General features: G+C 75.5%; 23 protein-coding genes. 8 read left to right on the top strand and 15 right to left on the bottom strand.

Annotated elements, in window-relative coordinates:
* Window positions 1-40: 40 nt before the first annotated feature.
* Window positions 41-307 carry a hypothetical protein gene (locus tag ACFCX4_RS17350; protein WP_376143240.1) on the bottom strand — a complete coding sequence of 89 codons (267 nt, stop codon included), beginning with the start codon at window positions 305-307 and terminating at the stop codon, window positions 41-43.
* Between the two features lie 210 nt (window positions 308-517).
* Here ACFCX4_RS17350 and ACFCX4_RS17345 point away from each other — a divergent pair, with 210 nt between their 5' ends.
* On the top strand, window positions 518-835 hold the full coding sequence (locus ACFCX4_RS17345) for a cupin (protein WP_376143238.1): 318 nt from the start codon (window positions 518-520) through the stop codon (window positions 833-835).
* 18 nt (window positions 836-853) lie between these two features.
* On the opposite strand, the gene ACFCX4_RS17340 is transcribed toward ACFCX4_RS17345, so the two are convergent.
* Window positions 854-1,480 (bottom strand): TetR/AcrR family transcriptional regulator, encoded by a 627-nt coding sequence (locus tag ACFCX4_RS17340; protein ID WP_376143236.1) that lies wholly within the window; start codon window positions 1,478-1,480, stop codon window positions 854-856.
* 122 nt (window positions 1,481-1,602) lie between these two features.
* Here ACFCX4_RS17340 and ACFCX4_RS17335 point away from each other — a divergent pair, with 122 nt between their 5' ends.
* The 3 genes from ACFCX4_RS17335 to ACFCX4_RS17325 all read left to right on the top strand — a co-directional run bounded on the left by ACFCX4_RS17335 (window position 1,603) and on the right by ACFCX4_RS17325 (window position 5,127).
* Window positions 1,603-3,159 carry an MFS transporter gene (locus tag ACFCX4_RS17335; RefSeq protein WP_376143234.1) on the top strand — a complete coding sequence of 519 codons (1,557 nt, stop codon included), beginning with the start codon at window positions 1,603-1,605 and terminating at the stop codon, window positions 3,157-3,159.
* 897 nt (window positions 3,160-4,056) lie between these two features.
* On the top strand, window positions 4,057-4,371 hold the full coding sequence (tatA, locus tag ACFCX4_RS17330; RefSeq protein ID WP_376143232.1) for a Sec-independent protein translocase subunit TatA: 315 nt from the start codon (window positions 4,057-4,059) through the stop codon (window positions 4,369-4,371).
* A gap of 132 nt (window positions 4,372-4,503) precedes the next feature.
* On the top strand, window positions 4,504-5,127 hold the full coding sequence (locus ACFCX4_RS17325) for a potassium channel family protein (RefSeq protein ID WP_376143230.1): 624 nt from the start codon (window positions 4,504-4,506) through the stop codon (window positions 5,125-5,127).
* A 69-nt stretch (window positions 5,128-5,196) separates the two neighbouring features.
* Here ACFCX4_RS17325 and ACFCX4_RS17320 read toward each other — a convergent pair whose 3' ends face one another.
* From ACFCX4_RS17320 to ACFCX4_RS17310, 3 genes are all read right to left on the bottom strand, one after another.
* Window positions 5,197-5,589 carry a VOC family protein gene (locus tag ACFCX4_RS17320; protein ID WP_376143228.1) on the bottom strand — a complete coding sequence of 131 codons (393 nt, stop codon included), beginning with the start codon at window positions 5,587-5,589 and terminating at the stop codon, window positions 5,197-5,199.
* Between the two features lie 61 nt (window positions 5,590-5,650).
* Complete coding sequence (locus ACFCX4_RS17315) at window positions 5,651-7,324, bottom strand: alkaline phosphatase D family protein (protein ID WP_376143227.1); 1,674 nt, start codon at window positions 7,322-7,324, stop codon at window positions 5,651-5,653.
* Window positions 7,325-7,450: 126 nt separating this feature from the next.
* Window positions 7,451-8,542 carry a hypothetical protein gene (locus ACFCX4_RS17310; RefSeq protein ID WP_376143225.1) on the bottom strand — a complete coding sequence of 364 codons (1,092 nt, stop codon included), beginning with the start codon at window positions 8,540-8,542 and terminating at the stop codon, window positions 7,451-7,453.
* A gap of 244 nt (window positions 8,543-8,786) precedes the next feature.
* Between ACFCX4_RS17310 and ACFCX4_RS17305 the strand changes: the two genes are divergently transcribed.
* Window positions 8,787-11,291, top strand: coding sequence for a helicase C-terminal domain-containing protein (locus tag ACFCX4_RS17305; protein ID WP_376143223.1), 2,505 nt, complete (start codon window positions 8,787-8,789; stop codon window positions 11,289-11,291).
* Window positions 11,292-11,348: 57 nt separating this feature from the next.
* Here ACFCX4_RS17305 and ACFCX4_RS17300 read toward each other — a convergent pair whose 3' ends face one another.
* Window positions 11,349-11,615: a hypothetical protein gene (locus ACFCX4_RS17300; protein ID WP_376143221.1), complete on the bottom strand. Its 267-nt coding sequence runs from the start codon at window positions 11,613-11,615 to the stop codon at window positions 11,349-11,351.
* A gap of 231 nt (window positions 11,616-11,846) precedes the next feature.
* On the opposite strand from ACFCX4_RS17300, the gene ACFCX4_RS17295 reads away from it, so the two are divergent.
* On the top strand, window positions 11,847-13,496 hold the full coding sequence (locus ACFCX4_RS17295; RefSeq protein WP_376143219.1) for a DNA repair helicase XPB: 1,650 nt from the start codon (window positions 11,847-11,849) through the stop codon (window positions 13,494-13,496).
* A 17-nt stretch (window positions 13,497-13,513) separates the two neighbouring features.
* Here the strand turns inward: ACFCX4_RS17295 and ACFCX4_RS17290 are convergent, their stop codons facing one another.
* The gene (locus ACFCX4_RS17290) at window positions 13,514-13,678 is read right to left on the bottom strand and encodes a hypothetical protein (RefSeq protein ID WP_376143217.1); all 165 of its coding nucleotides are present in this window, start codon (window positions 13,676-13,678) and stop codon (window positions 13,514-13,516) included.
* Between the two features lie 289 nt (window positions 13,679-13,967).
* Here ACFCX4_RS17290 and ACFCX4_RS17285 point away from each other — a divergent pair, with 289 nt between their 5' ends.
* A complete protein-coding gene (locus tag ACFCX4_RS17285; RefSeq protein WP_376143216.1) occupies window positions 13,968-16,019 on the top strand; it encodes a HelD family protein in 2,052 nt (683 codons plus the stop codon).
* Between the two features lie 55 nt (window positions 16,020-16,074).
* Here ACFCX4_RS17285 and ACFCX4_RS17280 read toward each other — a convergent pair whose 3' ends face one another.
* The 3 genes from ACFCX4_RS17280 to ACFCX4_RS17270 all read right to left on the bottom strand — a co-directional run bounded on the left by ACFCX4_RS17280 (window position 16,075) and on the right by ACFCX4_RS17270 (window position 18,357).
* On the bottom strand, window positions 16,075-16,761 hold the full coding sequence (locus ACFCX4_RS17280) for a copper homeostasis protein CutC (RefSeq protein ID WP_376143214.1): 687 nt from the start codon (window positions 16,759-16,761) through the stop codon (window positions 16,075-16,077).
* A 202-nt stretch (window positions 16,762-16,963) separates the two neighbouring features.
* Window positions 16,964-17,956, bottom strand: coding sequence for a hypothetical protein (locus ACFCX4_RS17275; RefSeq protein ID WP_376143212.1), 993 nt, complete (start codon window positions 17,954-17,956; stop codon window positions 16,964-16,966).
* Window positions 17,953-18,357: a PadR family transcriptional regulator gene (locus ACFCX4_RS17270; RefSeq protein ID WP_376143210.1), complete on the bottom strand. Its 405-nt coding sequence runs from the start codon at window positions 18,355-18,357 to the stop codon at window positions 17,953-17,955. Before ACFCX4_RS17270 ends, ACFCX4_RS17275 begins: the two co-directional genes overlap by 4 nt.
* Window positions 18,358-18,438: 81 nt before the next feature.
* On the opposite strand from ACFCX4_RS17270, the gene ACFCX4_RS17265 reads away from it, so the two are divergent.
* The gene (locus ACFCX4_RS17265) at window positions 18,439-19,113 is read left to right on the top strand and encodes a hypothetical protein (protein ID WP_376143208.1); all 675 of its coding nucleotides are present in this window, start codon (window positions 18,439-18,441) and stop codon (window positions 19,111-19,113) included.
* A gap of 43 nt (window positions 19,114-19,156) precedes the next feature.
* Here ACFCX4_RS17265 and ACFCX4_RS17260 read toward each other — a convergent pair whose 3' ends face one another.
* From ACFCX4_RS17260 to ACFCX4_RS17240, 5 genes are all read right to left on the bottom strand, one after another.
* Complete coding sequence (locus tag ACFCX4_RS17260) at window positions 19,157-21,922, bottom strand: FtsX-like permease family protein (RefSeq protein ID WP_376143206.1); 2,766 nt, start codon at window positions 21,920-21,922, stop codon at window positions 19,157-19,159.
* Window positions 21,919-22,665, bottom strand: a complete 747-nt coding sequence (locus ACFCX4_RS17255; RefSeq protein ID WP_376143204.1) for an ABC transporter ATP-binding protein — start codon at window positions 22,663-22,665, stop codon at window positions 21,919-21,921. The genes ACFCX4_RS17260 and ACFCX4_RS17255 overlap by 4 nt, the downstream gene beginning before the upstream one ends.
* Window positions 22,666-22,889: 224 nt before the next feature.
* Window positions 22,890-23,249 carry a hypothetical protein gene (locus ACFCX4_RS17250; protein WP_376143202.1) on the bottom strand — a complete coding sequence of 120 codons (360 nt, stop codon included), beginning with the start codon at window positions 23,247-23,249 and terminating at the stop codon, window positions 22,890-22,892.
* A gap of 165 nt (window positions 23,250-23,414) precedes the next feature.
* Window positions 23,415-25,037, bottom strand: a complete 1,623-nt coding sequence (gene groL / locus ACFCX4_RS17245; protein ID WP_376143201.1) for a chaperonin GroEL — start codon at window positions 25,035-25,037, stop codon at window positions 23,415-23,417.
* Window positions 25,038-25,362: 325 nt separating this feature from the next.
* On the bottom strand, window positions 25,363-25,566 hold the full coding sequence (locus ACFCX4_RS17240; RefSeq protein WP_030289665.1) for a cold-shock protein: 204 nt from the start codon (window positions 25,564-25,566) through the stop codon (window positions 25,363-25,365).
* Window positions 25,567-26,116 lie beyond the last annotated feature (550 nt).

Raw genomic sequence — 26,116 nt, 5'->3', positions numbered from 1 at the left:
CCCGGCTCCACCGGGTGGCCCGACCGCCGGGGGCGCCGGATCAGTTGGGCGAGTGGTGCTCGGTGCGCCAGGCGTCCCAGCCGGCCGAGGACGCCACCTTGGCCTCGTGCAGGGCCCGCTGGGCCAGGGTGGCCGGCGGGGTGTCCAGGCCCCGCACCCAGTTGCGGCCGGCCGTGGCCAGCGCCGCGCACACCATCACCGCGCCCGCCGTCCCGAACAGCGCGCCGATGCCCGTGAGCACCGCGCCGCCGGCCAGCAGCGAGCGGTTGACCTGGAACCCGCTGAGAAAACGCTCGTTGGTCGCCATGCCTCCACGATGGAGGCAGTCGGGCGCCGCCGCACGCCGAGCGCACCCGCGCGCGATGCGGCACGGCACGGATCGGCACGGTGCGCCGCGGGGCTGCGCGGCGCGACGCGGTTCGGCGTGCGGGCGGGGGCCCCGTCCGGGACGCTGGGCCGCAGGAGCGCCCGCGCGGCAGGGCGCCGCAGCGGCGGCAGGACGGCAGGAGGACGCGCGATGGTGGATCTCGAACAGCTCGTCACGGAGCACGCGGCCCGGGCGGCCGAGAGCCCGCACGGGCGCAGCGCCCACCTGGTGCTGCACGACGGGGTCCTGCGGCAGACGGTGATCGCGCTGACCGCGGGCACCGCCCTGGACGAGCACAACGCCCCGGCCGCCGCCAGCCTCCAGGTGCTGCGCGGGCGCGTCTCGCTCACCATCGCGGGGCGCCGCGAGGAGCTGTCGGCGGGGCAGTTGCAGACCGTCCCGCAGGAGCGCCACGGTCTGCTGGCCCACGTCGACTCGGTGGTGCTGCTGACGGCGGTCACCGCCTGAGGGGCCGCCCGGGGCCGGTCAGCCGGTGGGTCCGTGCCACTCCGGTCCGCCCGGCGCGGAGCCGCCCGGCTTCAGCACCGAGCCGCCGACCAGCTCCAGCCCGCGCAGGAGGTCCCGCCCGCTGGGTGCCAGCGCGGGCGCGGCCAGCCACTGCCCGGCCAGGCCCACCAGCAGCGCCTGGTAGAAGCTGCCGCGGGCCAGCTCCTCCTCGGTGTCCGGGACCTCGGGCAGGCCCTGGAACAGCGCCGACAGACCGAGCCTCCCCTCCTTCTGGATCCCCGCGAGGCTCTCCCGCAGCTCCGGTGTGCGCTCCACCTGCACCATCGCCTCGAACTGCGCGGCCCAGAGCCCCCGGTTCCCCGCGATGCTCTCCCGCACGCCGTCCCAGACCGCGACGAACCGCTCCCCGGGGTCGTCGGAGGCCTCGTCGGCCCGCGCCACCACGGCCGCGAGCAGCGCCCCCCACTCCCCCGTCGCCTCGATCAGCGCCGCGTTGAGCAGCGCCTCCTTGGAACCGAAGTGGTAGCCGATGGCCGCCAGGCTCACGCCGGCGGCGGCGGCGACGTCCCGGGCGGTGGTGCGGCCGTAGCCCTTCTCGATCAGACAGTGCTTGGCGCCGGCCATGAGGTCCTCGCGATTTCCCATGCCCGCATGCTACGTCCGATCAGGACGTTTGTCTTGCACGCTCGTCTCGCACGTGCGTCTCGCACGATCGATTGATACGCTTGTACTAGACAGACGTCTGACACGTCCGTACTGTCATTTCCATGACCGCCACCACCGGCCGCGCAGGCCGTCGCGAATGGATCGGCCTCGCCGTCCTCCTGCTGCCGACCCTCGTCCTGACCATGGACATGGGCGTGCTCTTCTTCGCCGTCCCCTACATCTCCACCACGCTGGCGCCCAGCGGCACCGAACAGCTGTGGATCATGGACATGTACTCGTTCCTGCTCGCCGGGCTGCTCATCACCATGGGCGCCCTGGGCGACCGGATCGGCCGCCGCCGGCTGCTGATGGCCGGCGCCGCCGGGTTCGCCGGGGCCTCGCTGCTCGCCGCCTACGCGGACGGTGCCGGTCAGCTGATCGCCGCCCGCGCCCTGCTGGGCGTGGCCGGGGCCACCGTGATGCCCTCGACCCTCGCGCTGATCCGCACGATGTTCCACGACCCCGGGCAGCGTCAGATCGCGCTCGGCGCCTGGGGCGGCATCCTGACCGCCGGCGCCACCCTCGGCCCGGTCGCCGGCGGCCTGCTGCTCGACCACTTCTGGTGGGGCTCGGTGTTCCTGCTCGCCCTCCCGGTGATGGCCCTGGTCCTGTTCACCGCCCCGGTACTGCTCCCCGAGTACCGCTCCCCGCGGCGCGGCTCCTTCGACCTGCCCGGCGCCGTGCTCTCGCTGGCGGCCGTCCTGCCGCTGGTCTACGGCGTCAAGACGCTCGCGGTGGACGGCTGGGACCCGCTCGCCGCGCTCGCCGTCCCGGCGGGCCTGCTCCTCGGCGCCGCGTTCCACCGGCGACAGCGCACCGCCGCCGACCCGCTGCTCGACCTCGGACTGTTCCGGATCCGCGCCTTCAGCGGGGCGATCGGCGTGAACACCATGGCGATGTTCGCGATGATGGGCTTCACCCTCTTCACCTCGCAGTACCTGCAGCTGGTCAAGGGCATGAGCCCGCTCACCGCCTCGCTCTGGTCGCTCGTCCCCAGCGTGGGCGTCGGCGCCGCGGTCGGCGTGAGCTCGGCGCTCGCCGGGAAGGTCCGCCCGGCGGTGATGATGGCCGGCGGCTTCCTGATCGGCGCGGCCGGCTTCGCGACGATGACCCGGGTCGGCCCGGACTCCCCGCTCGCGCTCGTCCTCACCGCGGCGGGCGTGCTCGCCGCCGGCACCGTCGGAACCATGACCCTGACCGCCGAGATGGTCGTCTCCGCCGCCCCCGTCGAGCGGGCCGGCGCCGCCTCGGCCACCTCCGAGACCGCCGTCGAGCTGGGCAGCTCCCTCGGGATCGCCCTGCTCGGCGCGGCCGGCGCCGCGGTCTACCGCTCCCGGCTGGACCGCGCCCTCCCGGCGGGCCTGGACGGCGAGGCCGCCCGCACCGCGCAGGACACCCTCGGCGGCGCGGTCACCGTCGCCGCCCAGCTGCCCGGCCGGCTCGGCACCGATCTCCTCGCCACCGCCCGCACCGCCTTCACCGACGGCCTGCACGTCGCCGCCGTGGCCGGCCTCGTCCTCATGGTCGGCGCCGCCCTCCTCGCCCACCGCCTCATGCGCCACCTCCCGGCCGCGGCCCCCGCCGCTGCCGCCCCCGAGCCGGCCCCCACCTCCGCCTGACCGCCCCGCCGGTCCCCCGCGAGCGCGTCATGGCGGCCCCCGCCCACCCGGGCGGGGGTCGCCGAGCCTTCCCTCCCCCGACAACCGCGGTGCACCTCGGGGCGGTTACCTGCGGTTCAGGCCCCCGGACGATCGGACGTCCACCCTCGGCCGCAGCGACGCAGCGGCGCCGCGGTGGCGGGGTGGCGGGGTGCGGCCGGGGTGCGGCCCGGGTGCGGCCGGGGTGGCGGGCGCGTCAGGGCTCGGGGTCTGGCTGACGAGGTGAACCACGGGCGGGTGCGGGCGAGTCACGACAGGGCCGCAGAGGAGTACCGGGAGCGTATCGGGGGCGAGCCGATGGACGGGCGCCGCTCGGGGCGGTCGCCGAGGACGCCGCCGGGGGCGTGGTGGCGGACCCGGGGTGCGGACCCGGAGTGCGGACCGGGCCACGTCGCGGGGTCGCTGACCGGGCAGGGGGCCGGGTGGTCGGGGTGGACCTCTCGCCCGCCGTGGTGGCGGGCGCCCGGCGGGACCACCCCGGGGCGGAGACCCGCCGCGGCCAGCTGTTCGCCCGCCGGGACCGACCTCGGCCACATGGGCGGGAACCGGCCAAAACCCCGCTCCGGCGGGGCTCCGCAGCACGGTCCGGGAGCCGTCCGGAGCCCCGCCGTCCGTGCCTGGTCCAGTGCCCGCCGCCCGGCCGCGGCCGGGCTCGGGCGTCCTGACCTCGGCGGATGCCGCCGCCCCGGCGGACCCCCGCCGCACCGCGCGCCGTCGGCCCGTGCAACATCTGGTTTTTGACCAGCGTTTCCCGGCCGGTGTATACGTTCGCCGCCGCGGGCAGGCATACTGGCCAGGACGGGCGCTTTGCCCAACTGTGACGTGTGACTCTAGACAAGAAGGGACCGGTGGCCAGGGATGCTGCGTAACGGTCTTGAGCCCTGGCACGTGCTCGTGGTGCTGGCTGTCGTGATCCTGCTGTTCGGGTCGAAGAAGCTGCCGGAGATGGCCCGCGGCCTCGGCAAGTCGATGCGGATCCTCAAGGCGGAGACGAAGGCGATGCGCGAGGACGACACTCCCGGCGACGCCGCCGCCCAGGGCACCGCGCAGAGCACCGCCGCTCCGGCCCCGGCCCCGGCCACCGCTCCGGCCGCCGCTCCGACCCAGCCGGCCGTCAACCCGACCGTCGTGACCAAGGCCACCGAGCAGCCGCGGTCCACCACCACCGCCTGAGCCACGGCGGCAAGCACCAGGCCGGAGCCCCCGCCCCGCGGCGGGGGCTCCGTCGTGTCCGGGGCCGCTCCGCTCCCCGGACGGAGCAGCCCGGCGGGCGGGCCGCGGACGGGCCGGGGCAGGCTGGCCGGGATGTTCGCGAACCAGCAGCCCCCGCCGAGGGCCCGGTCCGGGGAGGGCCCCGACCCGCGGGCCTGGGGCCTGCTGCTCGGCTCCTTCGCCCTGCTGATGGCCGGCTACTTCACCGTGCCGCTGCGGGCCCTCGGCAACGACCGGCCGCTGCTGAGCTGGCTGCTCTTCGGGGCGGTGCTGACGGTGCTGACCGGGCTGCTGGTGGCCCGGATCGTGGACAGCATCCGCGGCACGGGGCGTCATCCCGGGGCCTGGCTGGCCTTTCTGATCTGCCTCTCGCTGACCGTCTTCGCCGCCACCTACTACGTCCTGGCCGACCGTCCGGGCGAGTTCGACGGGCTGAAGACCCGGCTGGACGCGCTGTACTTCACCGTCGTCACGATGGCGACCATCGGCTACGGCGACATCACCCCGGCCGGGCAGGGACCGCGGCTGGTGGTGCTCCTGCAGATCGCCTACAACTTCGTCTTCCTGGCGGCGGCGGCCGGCGCCCTGAGCCGGACCGTGCGCACCGGCATGGAGACCCGCGCCGCCCACCGCGAGGAGCACGACGACGGGGACGGGCACCCGCACCGGACCCACCGGCCGCACCCGCCCCGGCGACGCCGCCGGAAGCGCCGCTAGCCGGGACGGCCGGGGCGGCGGACGCGTGGCTCCGGACGCCGACGGACGCGGCGGACGCGGCGGACGCGGCTAGGAACGCGAGGCGTCGATCACGCAGAAGCGGTTCCGGTCCGGATCCTCCAGGACGACGAAGTCGGGGTCCTCCGGGTAGAGGTCCCAGTCGACCCGGCGCGCACCGAGCCCGACCAGCCGCTCCACCTCGGCCGCCTGGTCCGCCGCGTCCGCCGCGTAGAGGTCGAGGTGGACGCGCGGAACCGGCTGCGGCTCGGTGCCGCTGCGGCCCAGCGCCACCTGCACAGCGCCCGCGCCGACGGCGCCGCCCGAACCGTCCGCCGGGACGAGCACCACCCAGTCCTCCCCGACCACGCCGCCCCGGGGGACGTACCCCAGCGCCTTGCCCCAGAACGCCGCCGCGCGGCGGACGTCCGCCACCCCGAGCACCACCGAACCGATTCTCAGCATGCCGCCGATTCTGCCGGACCGGACCGTCGGCGATCCCGCGAACCGGCGGCACACCGCGGGACTACGCGGGGACCAGCCCCGGCTCGCCGGCCACCACCGCCCAGGAGGCCGAGGTCCGCACCGGCGACTCGCGCACGGCGATGCTGTCGACGGTGCGGGCGTCCGTCAGCCACCGCTCACGGTCCACGTCCAGACGCAGGTAGCCGCGGCGCAGGCCCTCGAAGTACCGCACGTGCGGGTTGAGCGAGGGGTTGAGCGCCTTGAGCGGCGCGTCGAAGGCGGCGGGGAACTCCGAACTGACGCTGGTCGCCGTGAACTCGACGGCCACCGGGGCGGCGGCGAGGTCGTCCGGGTCGATCCGCAGGTCGCTGAACCAGGAGGAGTGGATGTCACCGGCGAGCACCACCGGGTTGGTCACCGCGGCGTCCCGCAGGAAGCGCAGCAGCCGGGCGCGGGCGGGGTCGTAGCCGTCCCACTGGTCGAGGTTGGCGAGCGGCGGCAGCGGGTGAGCCGGGTCCAGGAAGTTGGGGAACCGGATCCGGCTCATCATCACCTGCTGGGCGACGACGTTCCAGCGGGCCCCCGACCCGGCCAGGCCGCGGCGCAGCCACTGCTCCTGCGCGGCGCCGGTCAGGGTGCCGTCGGTGTTCCCCAGGCCGTCCGCGAACGGGCCGAAGTCCTGGGGACGGCCGCCCGGCTGGTCGGTGCGGTACTGGCGGGTGTCGAGCACGTTGAGCCGCAGCAGGTCGCCGAAGTCGAAGCGGCGGTACAGGCGGTAGTCGGGCGAGCCGTTGCGGTACGGGTTCCGCAGCGGCATGTGCTCGTAGTACGCCTGGTAGGCGGCGGCGCGCTGGCGGGCCATGGCGGCGGTGTCCTGGTGGCGGTCGCCGGTGTCGTCGATCTCGTCGACCAGGCCGGCGTAGTTGTTCTCGACCTCGTGGTCGTCCCAGGTGACGATCCAGGGGAAGGCGGCGTGCGCGGCCTGCAGGGCCGGGTCGGTCTTGTAGAGCGCGTGCCGGGCCCGGTAGTCGGCGAGGGTGACCAGTTGGTCGAGGCCGGGGGTCTGCGGGGTGGTGTGCAGGCGGTCCGGGAGGGCGCCGTGCGGATCGGTCTCGTAGATGTAGTCGCCGAGGTGGACGACGGCGTCGAGGTCCTCGGCCGCGAGCGCGGTGTAGGCGGGCCAGTAACCGTTCTGCCAGTCCTGGCAGTTGACCACGCCGAGCCGGAGGCGGCCGGGGCGGGCGCCGGCCGCCGGGGCGGTCCGGGTGCGGGCGGCCGGCCCGAGGTGGCGGCCGGCCCGGAAGCGGTACCAGTAGTCGCGGCCGGGCTGCAGTCCGCGCACGTCCACGTGGACGCTGTGCCCGTGCTCCGCCTCGGCGGCGGCGACACCGCGCCGGACGACCCGGCGGAAGCCCGGGTCGGCCGCGACCTCCCAGGAGACGGGGACGGTGCGGGTGCCCATGGACGCGGCGTCGAACGGGTCGGCGACCAGCCTGGTCCACAGGACCACGGCGTCGGGCAGCGGGTCGCCGCTGGCGACGCCGAGGAGGAACGGGTCCCGGCGGACCGGCTCGGCGTGCGCCGTGCGGATGTCGAGCGCCTGGACGCCCGCGGCGACGGCCGCGCCGAGCAGCAGGCCGCGACGGCTGAGCGCGGCGGACCGGGACGGCTCCGGGGCGGGCGCCCCGCCCCGCGACTCGGACCGCGGCTCGGACCGGAACTGTGACGGCGACACGGGAGACCTCCTGCGACGGCTGTGCTTCGGGGACACCACGGCCGCCATTCCAGCAGAGCGGCGTGGCGCCGCCCGTGAACGGGAGGCAACGTCTTCGATTCCCTCCGCCCTTTCACCGGAAGGGAGTTACCGGCCGGCGCCGGCCGCGCCGCCACCGCCCCGCCGACTCAGGGACATCAGGAGCAGGAAGACGGCCGACAGCACCGCCGCGACCCGCAGCACGCCCGGTGCCGCGTCCCACGCCACCTGGTTGACCTGCTCGCCCGGTTGCAGACCGGTGCCCCAACGGCCCTGGGCCCGGCCCCAGAACCAGAGCGAACTGCCGGTTATCGTCATCATCGGGATGCCGAACACGGCGATCTTGCGGGTGAGGTCGGACAGGTGCCGGGAGAGGTAGCCGAGCGCCCAGCCGATCAGCATGGCGATCGGCTGCCCGGTGACGGCGCCGCCGATCAGCACCGCGGCGGCGAGCAGCAGCAGCGCCGGGGGGCGGCGGCCGCTGGCCGCACCGGCGGGCTCGGCCGGCGCACCGGCGGCGGGCACCGCCCCGCCCTTGGCGGCCCCGCCCTTCGCCGCCCCGCCCTTCGCCGCCCCGCCCTTCGACCGGTTCCGCCGGCCGGCCTTCCCCGCCCCCGCACCCTTCCGGCCCCCGGCACCGCCCCTCGCCGGCCCCTCGGCGGACTCCCCGGACGCCGCGGCCCCGTCCTGCGCCCCGCCCTGCGCGGCTCCGGCGCCCGTCGGCGCGGTCTCCTCCCCGGGGGCGGCCCGCTGGTCCGGGATCGGCCGGTTGGAAGCGACCGGGCCGTCGCCGAAGTCGATGTTCACGTAGTCCCAGGCGCCCGTGCTCACCGCGCGGTACGCCGGCGGCAGCGCCTCGGGGTCGGCGGGCTCCTCGCCGACCGGACGCGTCAGCCAGGGCGAGCCGTCCTCCGGAGCGGCGGCGCCGTCCCGGCCGGAGCGCGCGGGGCGCGGCAGGAAGGCGGACGGGGCGTCCGGCGCCCGGTCACCCGGGGCGGACGGCGGACCGGACGGGGGTCCGGCGGGGCGCGGCGGCACCGGAGGGCGCGGGGGCACGGCGGGCGCCGGCTCCGGCGCGTACACGCTCTCCCCCTCGCCGGCCCCGCCGCGGCCCGCGCTCCCCGTGTCCTGCGGACCGCTCGCGGCGCCCGGCGACTCGCTCCAGGGTCCCTGCTTGCGCCACCACTCGCCGTCCGACATCGCCACACCCCGCCTTGCCCGTACCGAACCGGACCCGACCCGCGTCCGGACGAGGCGTCAGTCCCCGCCGACCGTGACGGTACCCACCCGCCGCCCCGCGACGCGAGCCCGGGCGCCCCCACGGGCGCCCCGATTCCCCGCCGCGCCGCGGCACCCGCCCCCTCGGGCAGAGTCCCGCCGCACCACCTGGTCCGCCGACGCCGGAGCTCTCGTCTCCGGGCACCGCCCGACTAACCTAGGTCGAATGACCACACCGCAGGGCCCCCAACGCCAGGCCAAGCCCGCCGCCGGCCCCCGCACCCTCGCCGAGGAGCTGCGGGCGCGGCCCGACGACGACCTCGCCGCCCTGCTCCGGTCCCGCCCCGACCTGCTCAACCCCGTGCCCGGCGACCTCACCCAGCTCACCGCCCGGCTCTCCTCCCGGGCCTCCGCGCTGCGCGCCCTGGAGCGGCTGGACCGGTTCACCCTGCAGGTCGCCGAGGCCCTGGCCGCACTCCCCGACGGCTCCGCGCCCGCCGCCGTGCGCACCCTGCTGGCCGGCCCGGCCAAGGTGAAGCCGCACCCCGACGCCACCGCGCTGAGCGCCGCCGACCGGGCCGCCGTCGCCGCCGCGCTCCCCCGGGCGCTGGCCACCCTGCGGGACCGCGCGCTGCTCTGGGGACCGGACAACGGCCTGCGCCTGGTCATCGCCGTCCGCGAGGCGCTCGTCCCGACCGCCGCCAACCCCGGCCGCACCGGCCTCGGCCCGACCTTCGCCGAGGCCAGCACCGGCATGTCCCCGGCCCGCCTCCAGCAGCTGCTCGCCTCCGCCGGGCAGCCCCCGACACCCGATCCGGTGACCGCCGTCGCCGCGTTCACCGCGCTGCTCACCGACCGCGCCCGCTGCGAACGGCTGCTCGCCACCGCCCCCGAGGCCGCCCTGCGGCTGCTGGAGCGGCTGGTCTGGGGCCCGCCCACCGGCACCGTCCCGGACGCCACCCGGCCGGTCACCGCCGAGGACGCGCAGAGCCCGGTCGAGTGGCTGCTGGCCCGCGGCCTGCTGCTGCCCACCAGCCCGGGCAGCGTCGTACTGCCCCGCGAGCTCGCCCTCCACCTGCGCGGCGGCCGGTCGCACCGCACCGTCGAACCGCTCCAGCCCGAGCCGGCGCCCGCCGCCGCGCCGCGCGAGCCCCGGACGGTGGACGGCGCCGCCGCCGGCCAGGCGCACACCGCCGTGCGGACCGTCGAGGAGCTCCTCGACCTCTGGGGCCTCACCCCGCCGCCCACCCTGCGCGCCGGCGGCCTCGGTGTACGGGACCTCAAGCGCACCGCCCAGGCCTTGGAGAGCACCGAGCCGGTCGCCGCCTTCTGGCTCGAACTCGCCTACACCGCAGGCCTGCTGGCGCCCGACGGCGAGGTCGACGAACACTGGGCACCGACCCCCGGGTACGACGAGTGGCTGCGGATGGACACCGCAGCGCGCTGGACCGTGCTCGCCCGCGCCTGGCTCGCCGCCACCCGCGTCCCGGCGCTCGCCGGCACCCCCGACGGCAAGGGCCGGGCGCGCGCCGCCCTCGGCCCGGAGCTGGACCGCACCCTCGCCCCGTCGGTGCGCCGCGCCACCCTCGCGCTGCTGGCCGAACTCCCGCCCGGTTCCCCGGCCACCGCCGGGGAACTGCTGCCGACCCTGCGCTGGCAGCGCCCGCTGCGCGGCGGTCCGGCCTCCCCCGACGGCGGCGACCTGCGGGACCGTCTGACGGAGTGGACCCTCGCCGAGGCCGAACTCCTCGGCGTCACCGGCCGCGGCGCCCTCGCCGCCCACGCCCGCGCCCTGATCACCGCCGAGGCCGACCCGGCGACCGTGCTCGCGCCGCTGCTGCCGAAGCCGCTGGACCACGTCATCCTGCAGCCGGACCTCACGGCGATCGCCCCGGGCCCGCTGCTGACCCCGCTCGCCCAGGCCCTCGCGCTCTGCGCCGACATCGAGTCCAAGGGCGGCGCGACCGTCTACCGGTTCACCCCGGGCTCGGTGCGCCGGGCCCTCGACGCCGGACGGACCGCCGCCGACCTGCGGGCCTTCCTGGAGCAGCACTCCCGCACGCCCGTCCCGCAGCCGCTCGCCTACCTGATCGACGACGTCGCCCGCCGCCACGGCCTGCTGCGGGTCGGCGCCGCCTCCTCGTACCTGCGCTGCGACGACCCGGCACTGCTGAACGAGATCCTCGCCGACCGCCGCTCCGCCGACCTGCGGCTGCGGCTGCTCGCGCCGACCGTGCTGGCCGCCCAGGCCGCGCCCGACGTGCTGCTCGCGACCCTGCGCGCCATGGGGTACGCGCCGGCCGCCGAGTCCGCCGAGGGCGACGTGCTGATCACCCGGCCGGACAGCCACCGCACCCCGCCCCGCGCGGCCCCGGTGCCCGTCCCCGACGGCCCGCCGGCACCGGACGACACCCTGCTCGCCGCCGCCGTCAAGGCGATCCGGGCCGGCGACCGGGCCGCCACCGCCGCCCGCCGCGAGCCCAACGTCCCGGCGGGGCGTCAGCTCCCCCGCACGGCCGCCGCCGAGACCCTCGCCGCGCTGCAGACGGCCGTCCTGCTCGGCGAGCGGATGTGGATCGGCTACCTCAACGCGGAGGGCCTCGCCAGCCAGCGGATCATCGACCCGGTCAAGGTCGAAGGCGGCTACGTCACCGCCTTCGACCACCACGACGGCGAACTGCGCACCTTCGCGCTGCACCGGATCACCGGCGTCGCCGAACTGGACGAGTAGCCCCGGCCCCCGCGGGGCCCGGGGCCGGAGGCCGCACGGACCGCGCGGGCGGCCGGCTCAGTGCCCCTGCTGCTGCCCGGCCTGCTCCGCCTGCTTCTCCTTCATGGCCTTCTCCGCCAGCGCGGCGAGGTCCCCCTGCCCCATCGGCATCGCGGAGGTGGCCCCGGTCAGGTCGGCGAGCAGGAACGCGGGCGCCGCCAGCGGACCGCCCGGCCCCTCTCCGATGCCCGCGAGCGCGTGCGCGGAACCGGCCGAGGAGGCGGTGGCGGCCAGGGCCGAACCGGCCAGGGCGAGGGCGGTGAGGACACGCTTCGACTTGTTCATGCCCCCACCAACGAGCCACCCCGCCCGCGGTCACCCCGCGCCGTCCCGGGTCCACCGGCGGCTCCCGCGGGTGGAGGCGGCCGCCCGGTCCCGCGGCGGCCTTCCGGCCGGGCGGAGTCCGTCCGGTCACGGCGGTCCCGCCCACCGGCCGGATGCGCGACACTGGAGGGTCGGCGTCCCGACGGGTGCGCCGACCCGACAGACCTGTCAGCCAGTGGAGGGCACCCCCGCGTGAACGACGGACCGCTCATCGTCCAGAGCGACAAGACTCTTCTCCTGGAGATCGACCACCCCGGGGCCGCCGACTGCCGCCGGGCCATCGCCCCGTTCGCGGAGCTGGAGCGCGCACCCGAGCACGTGCACACGTACCGGGTGACCCCGCTCGGGCTGTGGAACGCGCGGGCGGCGGGCCACGACGCCGAGCAGGTCGTGGACGCCCTGGTGACGTACTCCCGCTACCCGGTGCCGCACGCGCTGCTGGTCGACGTGGCCGACACGATGGCCCGCTACGGTCGGCTGCGGCTCCTCAAGCACCCGGTCCACGGACTGGTGCTCACCACCACCGACCGGCCGGTGCTGGAGGAGGTGCTGCGGTCCAAGAAGATCGTCCCGCTGGTCGGCGCCCGGCTCGACCCGGACACCGTGGTGGTGCACCCCTCCGAACGCGGCCAGATCAAGCAGGTGCTGCTGAAGCTCGGCTGGCCCGCCGAGGACTTCGCCGGCTACGTGGACGGCGAGGCGCACCCGATCGACCTGGAGGAGAACGGCTGGAACCTGCGCCCCTACCAGGCGCAGGCGGTCGAGGGCTTCTGGCACGGCGGCTCGGGCGTCGTCGTGCTGCCCTGCGGCGCCGGCAAGACGCTGGTCGGCGCGGCGGCGATGGCGCACGCCAAGTCGACCACGCTGATCCTGGTCACCAACACCGTCTCGGCCCGCCAGTGGAAGCACGAGCTGGTCAAGCGGACCTCGCTCACCGAGGACGAGATCGGCGAGTACAGCGGCACCAGGAAGGAGATCCGCCCGGTCACCATCGCCACCTACCAGGTGATGACCACCAAGCGGAAGGGCGTCTACGCCCACCTGGAGCTCTTCGACGCCCGCAACTGGGGCCTGGTCGTCTACGACGAGGTCCACCTGCTGCCGGCCCCGGTGTTCAAGTTCACCGCGGACCTCCAGGCCCGCCGGCGGCTCGGCCTGACCGCCACCCTGGTGCGCGAGGACGGCCGTGAGGGCGACGTGTTCAGCCTCATCGGCCCGAAGCGCTTCGACGCGCCGTGGAAGGAGATCGAGGCGCAGGGCTACATCGCGCCCGCCGACTGCTGCGAGGTCCGGGTCACCCTGACCGACTCCGAGCGGCTCTCCTACGCCACCGCGGAGCCCGAGGAGCGCTACCGCTTCTGCGCGACCACGGCGACCAAGCGCCGGGTGGTGGAGGCCCTGGTCAGGAAGCACGAGAAGGACCAGACGCTGATCATCGGCCAGTACATCGACCAGCTCGACGAGCTCGGCGAGGCCCTGGACTCGCCGGTTATCAAGGGCGAGACCAGCAACGCCCAGCGCGAGAAGCTGTTCGACGCCTTCCGCAACAAGGAGATCGGCGTCCTGGTGGTCTCCAAGGTCGCGAACTTCTCCATCGACCTGCCGGAGGCGACCGTCGCCATCCAGGTCTCCGGGACCTTCGGCTCCCGGCAGGAGGAGGCCCAGCGCCTCGGCCGGGTCCTGCGCCCCAAGGCGGACGGCCACGCCGCCCACTTCTACTCGGTGGTCGCCCGGGACACCGTCGACCAGGACTTCGCCGCCCACCGGCAGCGCTTCCTCGCGGAACAGGGCTACGCCTACCGCATCGTCGACGCGGACGACGTACTGCACCAGGAGGGCTAGGGGGCCGGGCCCGGCCGTCAGTACCGGACGCCGTCGCGCCCGAGGAAGATGACGCGCGCGGCGGTGTCCAGGGCGATGCCGACGTTGCGCACTGCGGTGCCCAGCGGGTTGCGGCGGCGGCCGGCGACGGCGGTGGCGCCGGCCGGAGCGGTACGGGTGCGGTGGTGCGGTGAAGTGCTCATGCGTTCCACGGTAGGCACCCGATCGGCCGCCGCCGTCACCCCGAAGGCCGTGTCCGACGGGATGGAGGTCGTCCTCGGGGTGTACGGCGCCCCCGAGATCCCGGGGGGTGGAACCCCGAGGCCGGCACCGCTAGGATCGTCCGTCTGCCCCCTCCCGAACCGTGGTACCCGCTGAAGTCGCGCGGGCAGCCGGGGGAGGCGCCGGCCGTTCGGCAACCGGCCGGCTGTACCCACCGTGAGCTCCTACGATCCGCTGCGCCCGCGTCCGGGGCAGCCGGGAAGGTTCGCTGTGCCCGCCACCCCCACCACCGACCCCCTGCAGCGCGAACGCGACCACCTGGCCGCGTCCAGGGCCGCGCTGCGCGCGATGCGCGAGGACGTCGAGTCCCTGGACATCCGCGACGTGACCGGCAACTGGGTCACCGCCCTCGTGCTGCAGAACCAGATCGAGTCCAGGATCGCCGCCCTGGCCGACCTCACGCACACCCCGCTCTTCTTCGGACGGCTCGACTACCGGCACGCGATCAGCGAGGAGCTGAGCGAGGGTTCCGGCGGGGAGAGCTTCTACATCGGACGCCGCCACGTGCACGACGCGGACGGCGACCCGTTGGTGATCGACTGGCGCGCGCCGGTCTCCCAGCCGTTCTACCGGGCCAGCCGCACCGAGCCGCTGGACGTCGAGCGCCGCCGCCGCTTCGGCTACACCGGCGGCGAGCTCACCGCGTACGAGGACGAGCACCTGTCCGACCCGGAGGAGGGCGACACCGCCTCCGCCCTGCTGGCCGCCGAGATCGAGAAGCCGCGCGTCGGTCCGATGCGCGACATCGTGGCGACCATCCAGCCCGAGCAGGACGAGATCGTCCGCGCCGACATCTCCGGCACCCTGTGCGTGCAGGGCGCCCCCGGCACCGGGAAGACCGCCGTCGGCCTGCACCGGGTGGCGTACCTGCTGTACGCGCACCGCGAGCGGCTGGCCCGGACCGGCACCCTGGTGATCGGACCGAACAACGCCTTCCTCTCCTACATCGAGCAGGTGCTGCCCGCCCTCGGCGAGCTGGAGGTCGCGCAGGCCACCGTGCAGCAGCTGGTCGGGCACGTCGAGGTGCGCGGCGAGGACTCCCCCGAGGCGGCCCGGCTGAAGGGCGACGCCCGGATGGCCGAGGTGCTGCGGCGGGCGGTCCGCTCGGGCATCACGCTGCCCGCCGAGCCGTGCGTGGTGGTCCGGGGCTCCCGCCGCTGGCGCGTGCCGGTCCACGAACTGACCGCGATCATCGAGGAGTTGAAGGACCGCGACATCCGGTACGGGGCGGCCGGCGAGGCACTGCCGCAGCGGATCGCGCACGCCGTGCTGCTGAAGATGGAGCAGAGCGGCGAGGCCCCGGACGACCGGGTGCAGGACGCGGTGGCCCGCAACACCGCCGTGAAGGCGGTGGTCAGGGCGTGCTGGCCGCCGGTCGACCCGGCGAAGCTGGTGCTGCGGCTGCTCTCCGACCCGGAGTTCCTGGCCGCGTGCGCGGACGGCGTGCTGACCGCCGGGGAGCAGGAGGCGGTGCGCCGGGCGAAGCCGGACCGCTCGGTGCGGACGGCCCGCTGGACGGTCGCCGACGCGGTGCTGGTCGACGAGACGACGGACCTGGTGCGACGCACCGCCTCGCTCGGACACGTGGTGCTGGACGAGGCGCAGGACCTCTCGCCGATGCAGTACCGCGCGGTCGGCCGGCGCTGCAGCACCGGCTCGGCGACCGTGCTCGGCGACCTCGCCCAGGGCACCACGCCCTGGGCGACGGCGAGCTGGCCGGAGGCGCTGCACCACCTGGGCAAGCCGGCCGCCCACGTCGAGGAGCTGACCAAGGGCTTCCGGGTGCCGGAGGAGGTCATCGCGTACGCCTCCCGGCTGCTGCCGTCGATCGCCCCCGGGCTGGCGCCGGCCGGTTCGGTGCGCACCGCCCCGGGCTCGCTGACGGTCCGGCCGGTCACGGAGGAGAAGCGGACGACGGCCGTCGTCGCGGCCTGCGTCCGGGCGCTCGGCCGGGAGGGCTCGACCGGTCTGATCGCGGCCGACGCGCGCGTCCCGCTGCTGGCGGAGGCGCTGACGGCGGCGGGACTGCCGTACCTCTCCCCCGGCGCCGGGACCAGCGAGTCCGCGCGGCTGACGCTGGTGCCGGCCTCGCTGGCCAAGGGTCTGGAGTACGACTACGTGGTGCTGGACGAGCCGGCCGCGGTGGTCGCGGGCGAGCCGGACGAGCGGACCGGCCTGCGGCGGCTCTACGTGGCGCTGACCCGCGCGGTCTCCGGCCTGGAGGTGCTGCACGCGGAGCCGCTGCCGGCGCAGCTGCGGTGAACGGAAGGGGCCGGTCCCGCCGTCGCGGCGGACCGGCCCCGGTGCCCGGCGGTACTCAGCCGTCGATCAGCTTCCGCCACTCGGCGACCCTGGCCGCGTCCACCGGCGAGTGCCAGCCGTCGACCCGCACCGCGCCGCCGACGTGGAAGGCGTCGAAGCCGTCCGCCAGCAGCCCCGGCACGTGCTCGGCCCGCAGGCCGCCGCCGATCAGGATCCGCTGGGTGTGGCCGGGCTCGCCGGCCCGGGCGAGCTCGGCCCGCAGGACGTCCCGGCCGGCGTCCACTCCGCCGGCCGCGCCGGAGGTGAGGAAGGTGTCCAGCCCGGGCAGCGCGCCGACGGCGGCGCGCACGGCGGCCCGGTCGGTGCTGTGGTCGATCGCCCGGTGGAAGGTCCAGCGGCAGCCGGCCACGGCCTCGGCGACGGCCTCGGTGGCGGCCAGGTCGACCCCGCCGGACCCGTCGAGGAAGCCGAACACGAACTCGTCGGCGCCCTCGGCCCGGAGTGCGGCGGCGCGGGCGCGCAGCTCGTCCAGGTCGCCGGGCGCGAAGCCGTCCCGGATGCGGAGCATGACGCGCAGCGGCAGGCCGACGGCGGCGCGGATCGCGGCGAAGTCCCCGACCGAGGGGGTGAGCCCGTCGGCGGCCATGTCGGTGACCAGTTCGAGGCGGTCGGCGCCGCCCGACTCGGCGGCCTGGGCGTCCTGGGGCGTCAGCGCGATGACTTCGAAAATTGGTCTAGACATATCGGATAGCCTGCCACATCGGCCCGCCCCCGGCGAGCCCCGTGCGGCCGGTTGGGCGGACGGAACGCCGGGGCCCGTCCGTCCGTTCCCGCCGCCCCGGGGAACGGACGGACGCCGGAAACGGACGGACGGCCGGACGAACGGGTCGCACCACCCGTCCGTCCGGCCGTCCCGGGAGCGGCGAGGCTCCGGCCGTCCCCGCTCAGGCGAGGCTCCGGACACCTCCCGCGTCGGCACCGCGCCGGTGCAGGGCACCGGCCCGGTGCAGGGTCCAGCCGGTCGCCACCAGGCCGACCACCACGGCGACCGTCAGCGGGGCCATCCGCCACACGCCGCCGACCGACTGCCAGGTGCGGAACATGTTGAAACCGAAGGTCAGCGGCAGCACCGCGAGACCGATCGCCGCCGGGGCGAGCCGGCCCCGGGCCGCGAAGAGCAGCGCGGCCGCCGGCACCAGCAGCAGCGGGACGGCCGCGTCCAGGTCCATCAGGCCGAAGGAGCTGTAGAAGTCCTCCGCGGCCAGGACCAGCCCGCCGCCCGCCACGGCGGCCAGCACCGCGATCCGGTCGCGCGCGCCCGGCCGTTCCACGGTCAGCTCCTGCGGAGCGAAGGCGAACACCAGGCCGGCCAGCAGCAGCGGGGTCGACCGGCCGGACTGCTCCAGGAAGCCCCAGAGGTACGCCTCCTGCACCGCGGCGGTCAGCACGCCCAGCGCGCCGACGCCCGCCACGCCGAACGCCGCGTACCGGGCCTCCCGCCGGCGGCCGGCCAGGACGGCGGCGACCAGCAGCAGCGGCAGCAGCGCCTGTCCGACGAACCAGACGAAGCCCGGCACCTGCCCGATCCGGTCCGGCAGCTCCCAGGCCGGGACCCAGGACGGGTTGACCACCTGGTCGGCCGTGTAGGCCGCGCAGAGCCCCGCGACCGCGCCCGCGACCAGCGGCGCGGCCAGCGCGAACAGCCGCCCGACCACGGACGAGGAGGTCAGGCCGGCCCGCATCCGCAGGCCGTAGGCGCCGAGGTCGAACACCTCGCGGGCGGTCGCCAGCCGGCCGGAGCCGGCCGTGCTGTCGGCGAAGACCGCGGACAGCTCGTCGCCGCGCTCGCGGCGGTAGCGGGCCGGATAGAGCCGGAGCGCGGCGCGGAACGCCACCGGATCCGGCATCAGGCCCGGCAGGCCGTGCGTCGTGGTCATGCGAACACCCCCGTGGAGTTGGTGAATGCGAGGCCCGCGGCCCCGCCGACGACCTTCCCGATGGCCGGACGGCCGGACGGCCGGACGGCGGCGAGACGCCGCTCGGCCTCCAGGGCGACGGAGCGCAGCCGCTCCGCCTCGACGGTCAGGGCGCCCCGCCCGTCCTCGGTGAGGGCGTAGGTGCGCCGGGCGCGGCCGTCCACCACCTCCTCGGCGGCGACCTCGATCAGGCCCTGCTGGAGCAGCCGGTCGAGGGCGCCGTACAGGGTGCCGGTGCGCATCTTGACCCGGCCGTCCGAGATCGCGTCGATCTCCTGGATGAGCGCGTACCCGTGCCTCGGAGCATCGGCCAGCGCGGTCAGCAGGAGCAGGGTCGGCTCTTGCATCGCCCGTTCAGTCATGGGATTACATATACCTTTCGTCGACATATCACGTCCAGTGGAATCCCCGACCGGGCCGCCGCGGACCGGGACAATGACGCCATGCCGGAAGCCGACGCCCCCACCACCGTCCGTCCCGACGCGCCCGCGGACCTGCTCGCCGCATGGACCGCCCTGCTCCACCGCTGCGGTGCGACGGGCGATCCCGGGCCGGCCGGCCGGGAGCTGCTGAGGCGCTGGTCCGAACCGCAGCGCCGGTACCACACCGTCGACCACCTGCGCGCGGTGCTGGGCCACGTCGACGCCCTCGCCGGGCACGCCGCCGACCCCGACACCGTCCGGCTGGCCGCCTGGTTCCACGACGCCGTCTACCGTCCGGACCGCTCCGAGAACGAGGAGCGCAGCGCCGTGCTGGCCGTCCGGGCGCTCGACGGGGCCGGGCTCCCCGCGGCCCGGGTGGCGGAGGTGGCCCGGCTGGTCCGGCTCACCGTCACCCACCACCCCGAGCCCGGCGACCCCGACGGCGAGGTGCTGTGCGACGCCGACCTCGCGGTGCTCGGCGGGTCGCCCGAGGCCTACGCGGCGTACGCGGCGGCCGTCCGGGAGGAGTACGCCTTCGTGCCGGAGCCGGACTTCCGCGCCGGGCGCGCGGCCGTGCTCCGCCGGTTGCTGGCACTGCCCGCGCTCTTCCGCACGCCCGGCGCGCACGCCCGGCTCGACGCCCCCGCCCGGGCCAACCTGGCCGCCGAGATCGCCCGGCTGGAGGCCGCCGGCTGAGCGCGGGCGGGGCCCGCGCGGCCGGCGGCCCGACCGTCCGGTGTCACCCCGTCCGCCGCGCCAGCGGCAGCCGGGAGCGGGTGAACAGGGCCGAGCCCAGCCCGGCCACCACCGGCAGCACCACGGTGATCGTCACCAGCAGGCCCCACGGTGCGGTGAACGGGGCCTCCGGCACGCCGATCTGTCCGCCCGCGTGCGAGCGCAGCAGCGCCATGGCGGGCACGAACCCGCTGGCCGTGCCGATCGCCGCCCCGAGGCCCGCGATCAGCCCGCTCTGCAGGCCCGCCTGCACCCGGTGGATCCGTGGCGGCGCGCCGACCGCGGCCAGCGTGGCCCGGTCGCCCAGCGAGTCGGCGGCGGCCAGACCGGTCGCCACGGCCGCGGCGCCGAGCACCACCACCACCGCGAAGCCGGCGAGCGCCAGGCCGGTCACGTCGTCCTTCGGCTGGAAGCCGCGCTCCACGTGCAGCATCGCCCGCGGGACGATCTGGGCCACGTCGGCCTCCACCCGCTGCTGGGTCTTCGCGGTGGGCGGGTGCGCGGGCCGCCACACCGAGCCGACCGACTCGGTGGCGAGGCCGACCCTGCGCACCGCGTCCGGGCTCATCAGCAGCCCCCCGTACCGGGCGGCGTCCGGGTTGTCGACCAGGAGCGCGTCGACCGCGATCTCCTTGGTGCCGGTCTGCGGGGTCTCCCCGGGCTTGACCGGACCGCCGCCGGCCGCGCCCAGCATGGTGAGCACCGCCCGGCCGTCCTGCACCCGGCTGCGGTCGAAGACGATCGCCCGGCCGGCGGCCAGCGCCTCGTCGACGGCCCGGTCGTTCACGCCGAACAGGTTGTGCAGCACCGTGGCGTCGCCGACCAGCGCACGGCTCCCGGCCCCGCCCCGTTCGAACCGGCCGCCGGCCGTGCTCTTGACCTGCACGACGCTGGAGCAGTTCTCGCAGAAGACGTAGAGCATGCTCTGGACGTCGGCGCGCGTGCCCGCGTCCGGCAGGGCCCGCTCGACGGCGGCGCGCAGCCGCGGCAGCTGCGGGTCGTCCTGCTTCATCGGGGCCTCGACCACGACGGCGCCCATCGGCGCGGTGGGACGGTAGGCGACCCGGTCCTGGGCCTCGGTGCCGGTGGTGTAGACGCCGACGGCGACGGCTCCGGCGACGGCGGCCATCACCGCGGCCACGGCGGGCGCGGTGCGGCCGCGGTGCCGGGCCGAGTCGCGCAGGGCCAGCCGGGGGCCGAGCGGCAGCCGGGCGGCGAGCCGGCCGAACAGCGCGACCAGCAGGGGGGTGAAGAGCAGGAAGCCGAGTTCGGCGGTGACCGCCCCGGCGAGCACGGTGAGCGCCTTCATGGTGAGGCCCTTGAACACCGGCAGACCGGTGGCGTCCGGGCTGCCGGCGCCGTAGAGCGCCAGGCCCGCGCCCGCGACGACCAGGATCCCGCCGAGCAGCGGGAGCCAACGGCTCGGCTCGCCGACGGTGTCCCGGCCGTTGAGGCCGGCCACCACGTCGCGGCGCCCGGCCTGCACGGCAGGGACCACGGCGGCCAGCAGGGCGGTGACCACACCGACGGCGGCGATGGCCAGCAGGTCGAGCGGCGCGACGGCGAAGTGCCCGAAGCGGCTGCCGCCGGCCTCCTCGGCCCAGGTCCGCAGCAGGGCGACCAGGCCGACGCCCGCCACCAGGCCGGCCGCCGCGCCGACGGTGCCGAGCACCAGCCCGGAACCGAGCACGACCGCGCGGACGTGGCCCCGGTTGCCGCCGGCCGCGCCGATCAGGGCGAGCTGCCGGCGCGAGCGGCGGGCACCCACCGCGAAGGCCGGGCCGGCCAGCAGCGCGACCTCCAGCAGTGCCATCCCGACGACCGTGGCGAGCACCACGACCCGCTTGTCCGCGTCGGGGAGCCTGAACAGGCTGGGGTCGTAGGTGACGGCGGAGGCCGGCGGCGGGTCGAGCGCGACGGCGCGCGAGGTGACCGTGAAGCCGTACCGGTTGAGCTTCTGGACGGCGGGCCAGTCCAGTGCGGCGCCGCCGGGCGTGCGCACCATCCAGCGCTCGGGACGGTCCTCGTCCGCCCCGGCCGCGGTCAGTCCGGCCGCGGGGGCCGCGCCGGGCGGGGCCGCCGCGGCCAGCGGGGCGACCAGTTCGCCGGGCCGGGCCACCAGCTCGACCTTGTCGAGGTTCCCCGGGTACTCGACCACGCCGGTCAGCTTGAACGGCGTCCGGTCGAGGCCCTTGACCGTGGTGGAGTCACCGATCCGCAGTCCGGCCTCGTCGAGGAAGGCCCGGGTGACGGCCGCCTCGTGCGGGGCGCCCGGCGCCCGGCCCCCGACCAGGCCGAGCCGGCCCTGCCAGACCGGGTCGGTCAGGTCGGCCTCGGAGGTCGAGGTGGTGAACAGGCCCTCCCGGGTGGAGGTGCTGACCGCCGGCCCGGGGGTGGCCCGCAGCAGCACCGAGCCCTTCGGCAGCAGCCCGGTGAGCAGGTCGGCGGGGGAGGCCGCCGCGGCGGCGGCCGGGGCCGAGGCCGGATCGGTCCGGTCCTCCGGCTGCACCAGCACGCCGTCCTCGGCGAACGGTCCCTGGTCGACCGAGCGGCCCGGCCGGTGGGCGGTGACCAGGGCGTCGGCCCCGCCCATCAGCCGCTCGACCCGCTCGCCGGGGGTGAGCTGTCCACTGCGGTGGACGACGTCGGCGCCCGCGACGCCGAGCACCGGCAGCGCGACCATGGCGGCGATCAGCGCGCTGCGGCCCTTGGCGCGCAGGGCGTCGCGGCGGGCGATCCGCAGGGTGACCCGCAGGGCGGAGAGCTTCATCGCCGGCCGCCGTTCCCGCCGAGCAGCAGCTCCGCAGCCTGCCGGCCGGTGGTCTCCTGGACGACCCGCCCGTCGCGGAGGAACACCACGCGGTCGGCCCAGACGGCGTGCCGGGGCTCGTGGGTGACCATCATGGCGGCGGCGCCGGCGTCGCAGCGGGCCCGCAGCACGCCCAGCACCGCCTCGCCGGTGGCGGAGTCGAGCGCGCCGGTGGGCTCGTCGGCGAGGACCAGGCGCCGCTCGCCGACCAGGGCGCGGGCGATGGCGACCCGCTGCTGCTGGCCGCCGGAGAGCTGCTCGGGGAACCGGTCGGCGAGGTCGGCGATGCCCAGTTCGGTCAGCGCGGCCAGCGACTCGCGGCGGGCGGTCCGCCCGGAGACGCCGTCCAGCTCCCTGGGCAGCGAGATGTTCTCGGCGGCGGTCAGCGCCGGGACGAGGTTGTAGTCCTGGAAGACGTAGCCGACCGACCGGCGCCGGACGGCGGCCTGCCGGGTGCGGTTCAGCGCGCCGAGCTCGACGCCCTCGACCAGCACCTCTCCGCTGCTGGGCCGGTCCAGGCCGCCGGCCAGCGTGAGCAGGGTGGACTTGCCGGAGCCCGAGGGCCCCATCACGGCGACGAACTCGCCGGGCCGCACGGCCAGGTCGACGGCGCACAGGGCCTGCACCTCGGCCGCCCCCTGACCGTGGACGCGCGTGACACCGCGCAGTTCCAGGACGGGACGGGCCGGATCTGGCTGGGACATGGGTTTCCCCCTTCGTTGCCGGTGGAAGGCTCAGACGAACTGTATAAGTCGTTAGACTACATATGTCGCCGACCGGTTGCACCCGGCACGAAAAAACCGCCGCCGCGCCCGGAGGCACGACGGCGGCACGGAACCACCGGAGGGGAAGGGACACGCGGGACTGCACGGGCCTGCCCGCCGCGGCGGGCGGGGGCCCGCACGGGCCGGCCCGTGCGGGCGGGGGCCTACCCGAGCCCGCCCACCGCGGCCACCACGACGCCGCGCTTGCCGCAGACCCAGTGCGGCTCCGGCCCCAGCTCGGGCTCCACGCCCAGGGCGTGCGGGTCGCCGTCCGCCGCGCAGTCCGCGCACAGCGGCCAGCGGCCGTGGGTCTCCAGCAGCGCGTCCTGGACGTCCTGGGCGACCAGGCCCAGCACGAACCCGGTCCCGTCCGGCCACTGCTCCAGCCACCAGCGGCGGTGCGTCACGGCCTGCTCGACCAGGGACACCACGGAGGCGTCGGCGGCGTCCCGCGCGGTCAGGTCGGCCAGGATCAGCGCCCGCGCGGAGTGCAGCGCCGTCTCGATGTCGTCTGTCGTAGCCATCCGTCCAGTCTCCCAAGAACGCCCGGACTTCCGGGAACGCCCGCAGCCCCGGGCACCCCCCGCCCCGGGGGGCCGCGCCGGGCAGGCACCCGGAAACGCCGCACGGGCGGCTCCCCGAGGGGAACCGCCCGTGCGGACGAGGAACCGTCCGATCCGACCAGCGGATCAGAAGTCCATGTCACCGCCCGGCATGCCGCCGCCGGCGGCCGCGGCGGCCTTCTCCGGCTTGTCGGCGATGACGGCCTCGGTGGTGAGGAACAGCGCCGCGATGGAGGCGGCGTTCTGCAGCGCGGAACGGGTGACCTTGGCCGGGTCGATGATGCCCTCGGCGACCAGGTCGACGTACTCGTTGGTGGCGGCGTTCAGGCCGTGACCGGCGGGGAGGTTGCGCACCTTCTCCACCACGACGCCACCCTCCAGGCCGGCGTTGGTCGCGATCTGCTTGATCGGGGCCTCCAGCGCGACCTTGACGATGTTGGCACCGGTGGCCTCGTCGCCGTCCAGCTCCAGCTTGTCGAAGGCGACACCGGCCTGCAGCAGCGCGACGCCACCACCGGCGACGATGCCCTCCTCGACGGCGGCCTTGGCGTTGCGGACGGCGTCCTCGATGCGGTGCTTGCGCTCCTTGAGCTCCACCTCGGTGGCCGCGCCGGCCTTGATGACGGCCACGCCGCCGGCCAGCTTGGCGAGGCGCTCCTGGAGCTTCTCGCGGTCGTAGTCCGAGTCGCTGTTCTCGATCTCGGCGCGGATCTGGTTCACGCGGCCCGCGACCTGCTCGCTGTCGCCGCCACCGTCGACGATGGTGGTCTCGTCCTTGGTGATGACCACCTTGCGGGCGGAGCCCAGCAGGTCGACGCCGGCGTTCTCCAGCTTGAGGCCGACCTCCTCGGAGATCACGGTGCCGCCGGTGAGGATGGCGATGTCCTGGAGCATGGCCTTGCGGCGGTCGCCGAAGCCCGGGGCCTTGACGGCGACGGACTTGAAGGTGCCGCGGATCTTGTTCACGACCAGGGTCGACAGGGCCTCGCCCTCGACGTCCTCGGCGATGATGACGAGCGGCTTGCCGCTCTGCATGACCTTCTCCAGCAGCGGCAGCAGGTCCTTGACCGAGCCGATCTTGGAGTTCGCGATCAGGATGTACGGGTCCTCGAACGAGGTCTCCATACGCTCCAGGTCGGTGGCGAAGTAGGCCGAGATGTAGCCCTTGTCGAAGCGCATGCCCTCGGTGAGCTCAAGCTCCAGACCGAAGGTGTTGCTCTCCTCGACGGTGATGACGCCTTCCTTGCCGACCTTGTCCATCGCCTCGGCGATGAGCTCGCCGATCTGGGTGTCGGCGGCCGAGATGGAGGCGGTGGAGGCGATCTGCTCCTTGGTCTCCACGTCCTTGGCCTGGGCCAGCAGCTGGTCGGAGACGGCCGCGACGGCCTTCTCGATGCCGCGCTTCAGGGCCATCGGGTTGGCGCCGGCGGCGACGTTGCGCAGACCCTCGCGGACGAGCGCCTGGGCCAGCACGGTGGCGGTGGTGGTGCCGTCACCCGCGACGTCGTCGGTCTTCTTGGCGACCTCCTTGACGAGCTCCGCACCGATCTTCTCGTACGGGTCCTCCAGCTCGATCTCCTTGGCGATGGAGACACCGTCGTTGGTGATGGTGGGGGCGCCCCACTTCTTCTCCAGAACGACGTTGCGACCCTTGGGGCCGAGCGTGACCTTCACGGCGTCGGCGAGCTGGTTCATGCCACGCTCAAGGCCGCGGCGAGCTTCCTCATCAAAGGCGATGATCTTGGCCATCTGAAGTGGTCCTCCGGGACACGGTCGACTGCTCGGACCAAGGGGTGCCCGCGACGGACGGCCCTGGTGTGCGGGGGTCCATTCCCCTACCGCTCCCGGGGGCCTCACCGACCCGGTCCGCTTATCACTCTCAAGCTCTGAGTGCTAACGCCAATGATTAGCACTCCGGGTGGGTGAGTGCAAGCCCAATGAGTGACCCGCGAGCCGTCCGCGGGGCCGCCCGGACACGACGGCGGGCCCGTACGACCGGTGTCGTACGGGCCCGCCGTGAAGCAAGAGGTGCACCAGCCGATGGGCCGAGCCGAACTCCTGGGTGTCGGAAAGGTCAGACCGCCGCGCGGACCATGTCCGCCTGCGGGCCCTTCTGCCCCTGAGAGATCTCGAACTCGACCCGCTGGCCCTCCTCAAGGGTGCGGTAGCCGTCCATCTGGATCGCGCTGTAGTGGACGAAGACGTCCGCACCACCGTCGACCGCGATGAAGCCGTAGCCCTTCTCCGCGTTGAACCACTTGACGGTGCCCTGAGCCATTCCGAACTCCCCTAGTGCTGTGCTGGCCCTTCACGCTCCCGCAGGTCTGCGGGCGCGGGTCTGGTTGGAGGCCGGCCCGGGGAACCCCCCCTGGGCGCAGCCGCGCACGCCACAATCCTCCCGGTGCCGCCGAACGGCATCCGGCGAACGGGCGATTGCGTCGACCGCGGCTGAATGTATCCGGATCGACGCCCTCTGCAACAGGCCCAATGTCGGGGAATTCACCCGGCTCCCCAGGGGACATGACGGGAGCAATCACCGGGAATGCCGCAATTCCCGCCGGACATAGCGGACGTATTACCCGAAATCACTGCCGGAATTCTGACACCGGCCTGACATGTTTCGGGGCCCGGCGTCCGCGCCCGGTCTCGCTGGGCGGGACGGTGCCGGCGCCGGCCGGCGCGGTGGTGACGGTGCGGTGGATTCGTTCCCGGACGAGGGGGAGGGCGGCCCTGGTTCCCGGTCCAGCGACACTTTACTCCGACGGGGACCGAAAATATTCCCGCCAAAATACGGACGGCCGTCCGCGGCACGGAATTCCGTGCCGCGG

This window comes from Kitasatospora sp. NPDC056327, assembly GCF_042261735.1.
Classification (GTDB): domain Bacteria; phylum Actinomycetota; class Actinomycetes; order Streptomycetales; family Streptomycetaceae; genus Kitasatospora.
The sequence above is the reverse complement of the archived record's forward strand: the minus strand, read 5'-3'. Positions and strand labels throughout refer to the sequence as shown.

What these genes read in the sequence shown, in the direction of transcription:
- ACFCX4_RS17350 (WP_376143240.1), bottom strand. Translation starts at nt 307, where the DNA reads ATGGCGACCAACGAGCGTTTTCTCAGCGGGTTCCAGGTCAACCGCTCG.
- ACFCX4_RS17345 (WP_376143238.1), top strand. Translation starts at nt 518, where the DNA reads ATGGTGGATCTCGAACAGCTCGTCACGGAGCACGCGGCCCGGGCGGCC.
- ACFCX4_RS17340 (WP_376143236.1), bottom strand. Translation starts at nt 1,480, where the DNA reads ATGGGAAATCGCGAGGACCTCATGGCCGGCGCCAAGCACTGTCTGATC.
- ACFCX4_RS17335 (WP_376143234.1), top strand. Translation starts at nt 1,603, where the DNA reads ATGACCGCCACCACCGGCCGCGCAGGCCGTCGCGAATGGATCGGCCTC.
- tatA (WP_376143232.1), top strand. Translation starts at nt 4,057, where the DNA reads ATGCTGCGTAACGGTCTTGAGCCCTGGCACGTGCTCGTGGTGCTGGCT.
- ACFCX4_RS17325 (WP_376143230.1), top strand. Translation starts at nt 4,504, where the DNA reads ATGTTCGCGAACCAGCAGCCCCCGCCGAGGGCCCGGTCCGGGGAGGGC.
- ACFCX4_RS17320 (WP_376143228.1), bottom strand. Translation starts at nt 5,589, where the DNA reads ATGCTGAGAATCGGTTCGGTGGTGCTCGGGGTGGCGGACGTCCGCCGC.
- ACFCX4_RS17310 (WP_376143225.1), bottom strand. Translation starts at nt 8,542, where the DNA reads ATGTCGGACGGCGAGTGGTGGCGCAAGCAGGGACCCTGGAGCGAGTCG.
- ACFCX4_RS17305 (WP_376143223.1), top strand. Translation starts at nt 8,787, where the DNA reads ATGACCACACCGCAGGGCCCCCAACGCCAGGCCAAGCCCGCCGCCGGC.
- ACFCX4_RS17300 (WP_376143221.1), bottom strand. Translation starts at nt 11,615, where the DNA reads ATGAACAAGTCGAAGCGTGTCCTCACCGCCCTCGCCCTGGCCGGTTCG.
- ACFCX4_RS17290 (WP_376143217.1), bottom strand. Translation starts at nt 13,678, where the DNA reads ATGAGCACTTCACCGCACCACCGCACCCGTACCGCTCCGGCCGGCGCC.
- ACFCX4_RS17280 (WP_376143214.1), bottom strand. Translation starts at nt 16,761, where the DNA reads ATGTCTAGACCAATTTTCGAAGTCATCGCGCTGACGCCCCAGGACGCC.
- ACFCX4_RS17275 (WP_376143212.1), bottom strand. Translation starts at nt 17,956, where the DNA reads ATGACCACGACGCACGGCCTGCCGGGCCTGATGCCGGATCCGGTGGCG.
- ACFCX4_RS17270 (WP_376143210.1), bottom strand. Translation starts at nt 18,357, where the DNA reads ATGACTGAACGGGCGATGCAAGAGCCGACCCTGCTCCTGCTGACCGCG.
- ACFCX4_RS17265 (WP_376143208.1), top strand. Translation starts at nt 18,439, where the DNA reads ATGCCGGAAGCCGACGCCCCCACCACCGTCCGTCCCGACGCGCCCGCG.
- ACFCX4_RS17260 (WP_376143206.1), bottom strand. Translation starts at nt 21,922, where the DNA reads ATGAAGCTCTCCGCCCTGCGGGTCACCCTGCGGATCGCCCGCCGCGAC.
- ACFCX4_RS17255 (WP_376143204.1), bottom strand. Translation starts at nt 22,665, where the DNA reads ATGTCCCAGCCAGATCCGGCCCGTCCCGTCCTGGAACTGCGCGGTGTC.
- ACFCX4_RS17250 (WP_376143202.1), bottom strand. Translation starts at nt 23,249, where the DNA reads ATGGCTACGACAGACGACATCGAGACGGCGCTGCACTCCGCGCGGGCG.
- groL (WP_376143201.1), bottom strand. Translation starts at nt 25,037, where the DNA reads ATGGCCAAGATCATCGCCTTTGATGAGGAAGCTCGCCGCGGCCTTGAG.
- ACFCX4_RS17240 (WP_030289665.1), bottom strand. Translation starts at nt 25,566, where the DNA reads ATGGCTCAGGGCACCGTCAAGTGGTTCAACGCGGAGAAGGGCTACGGC.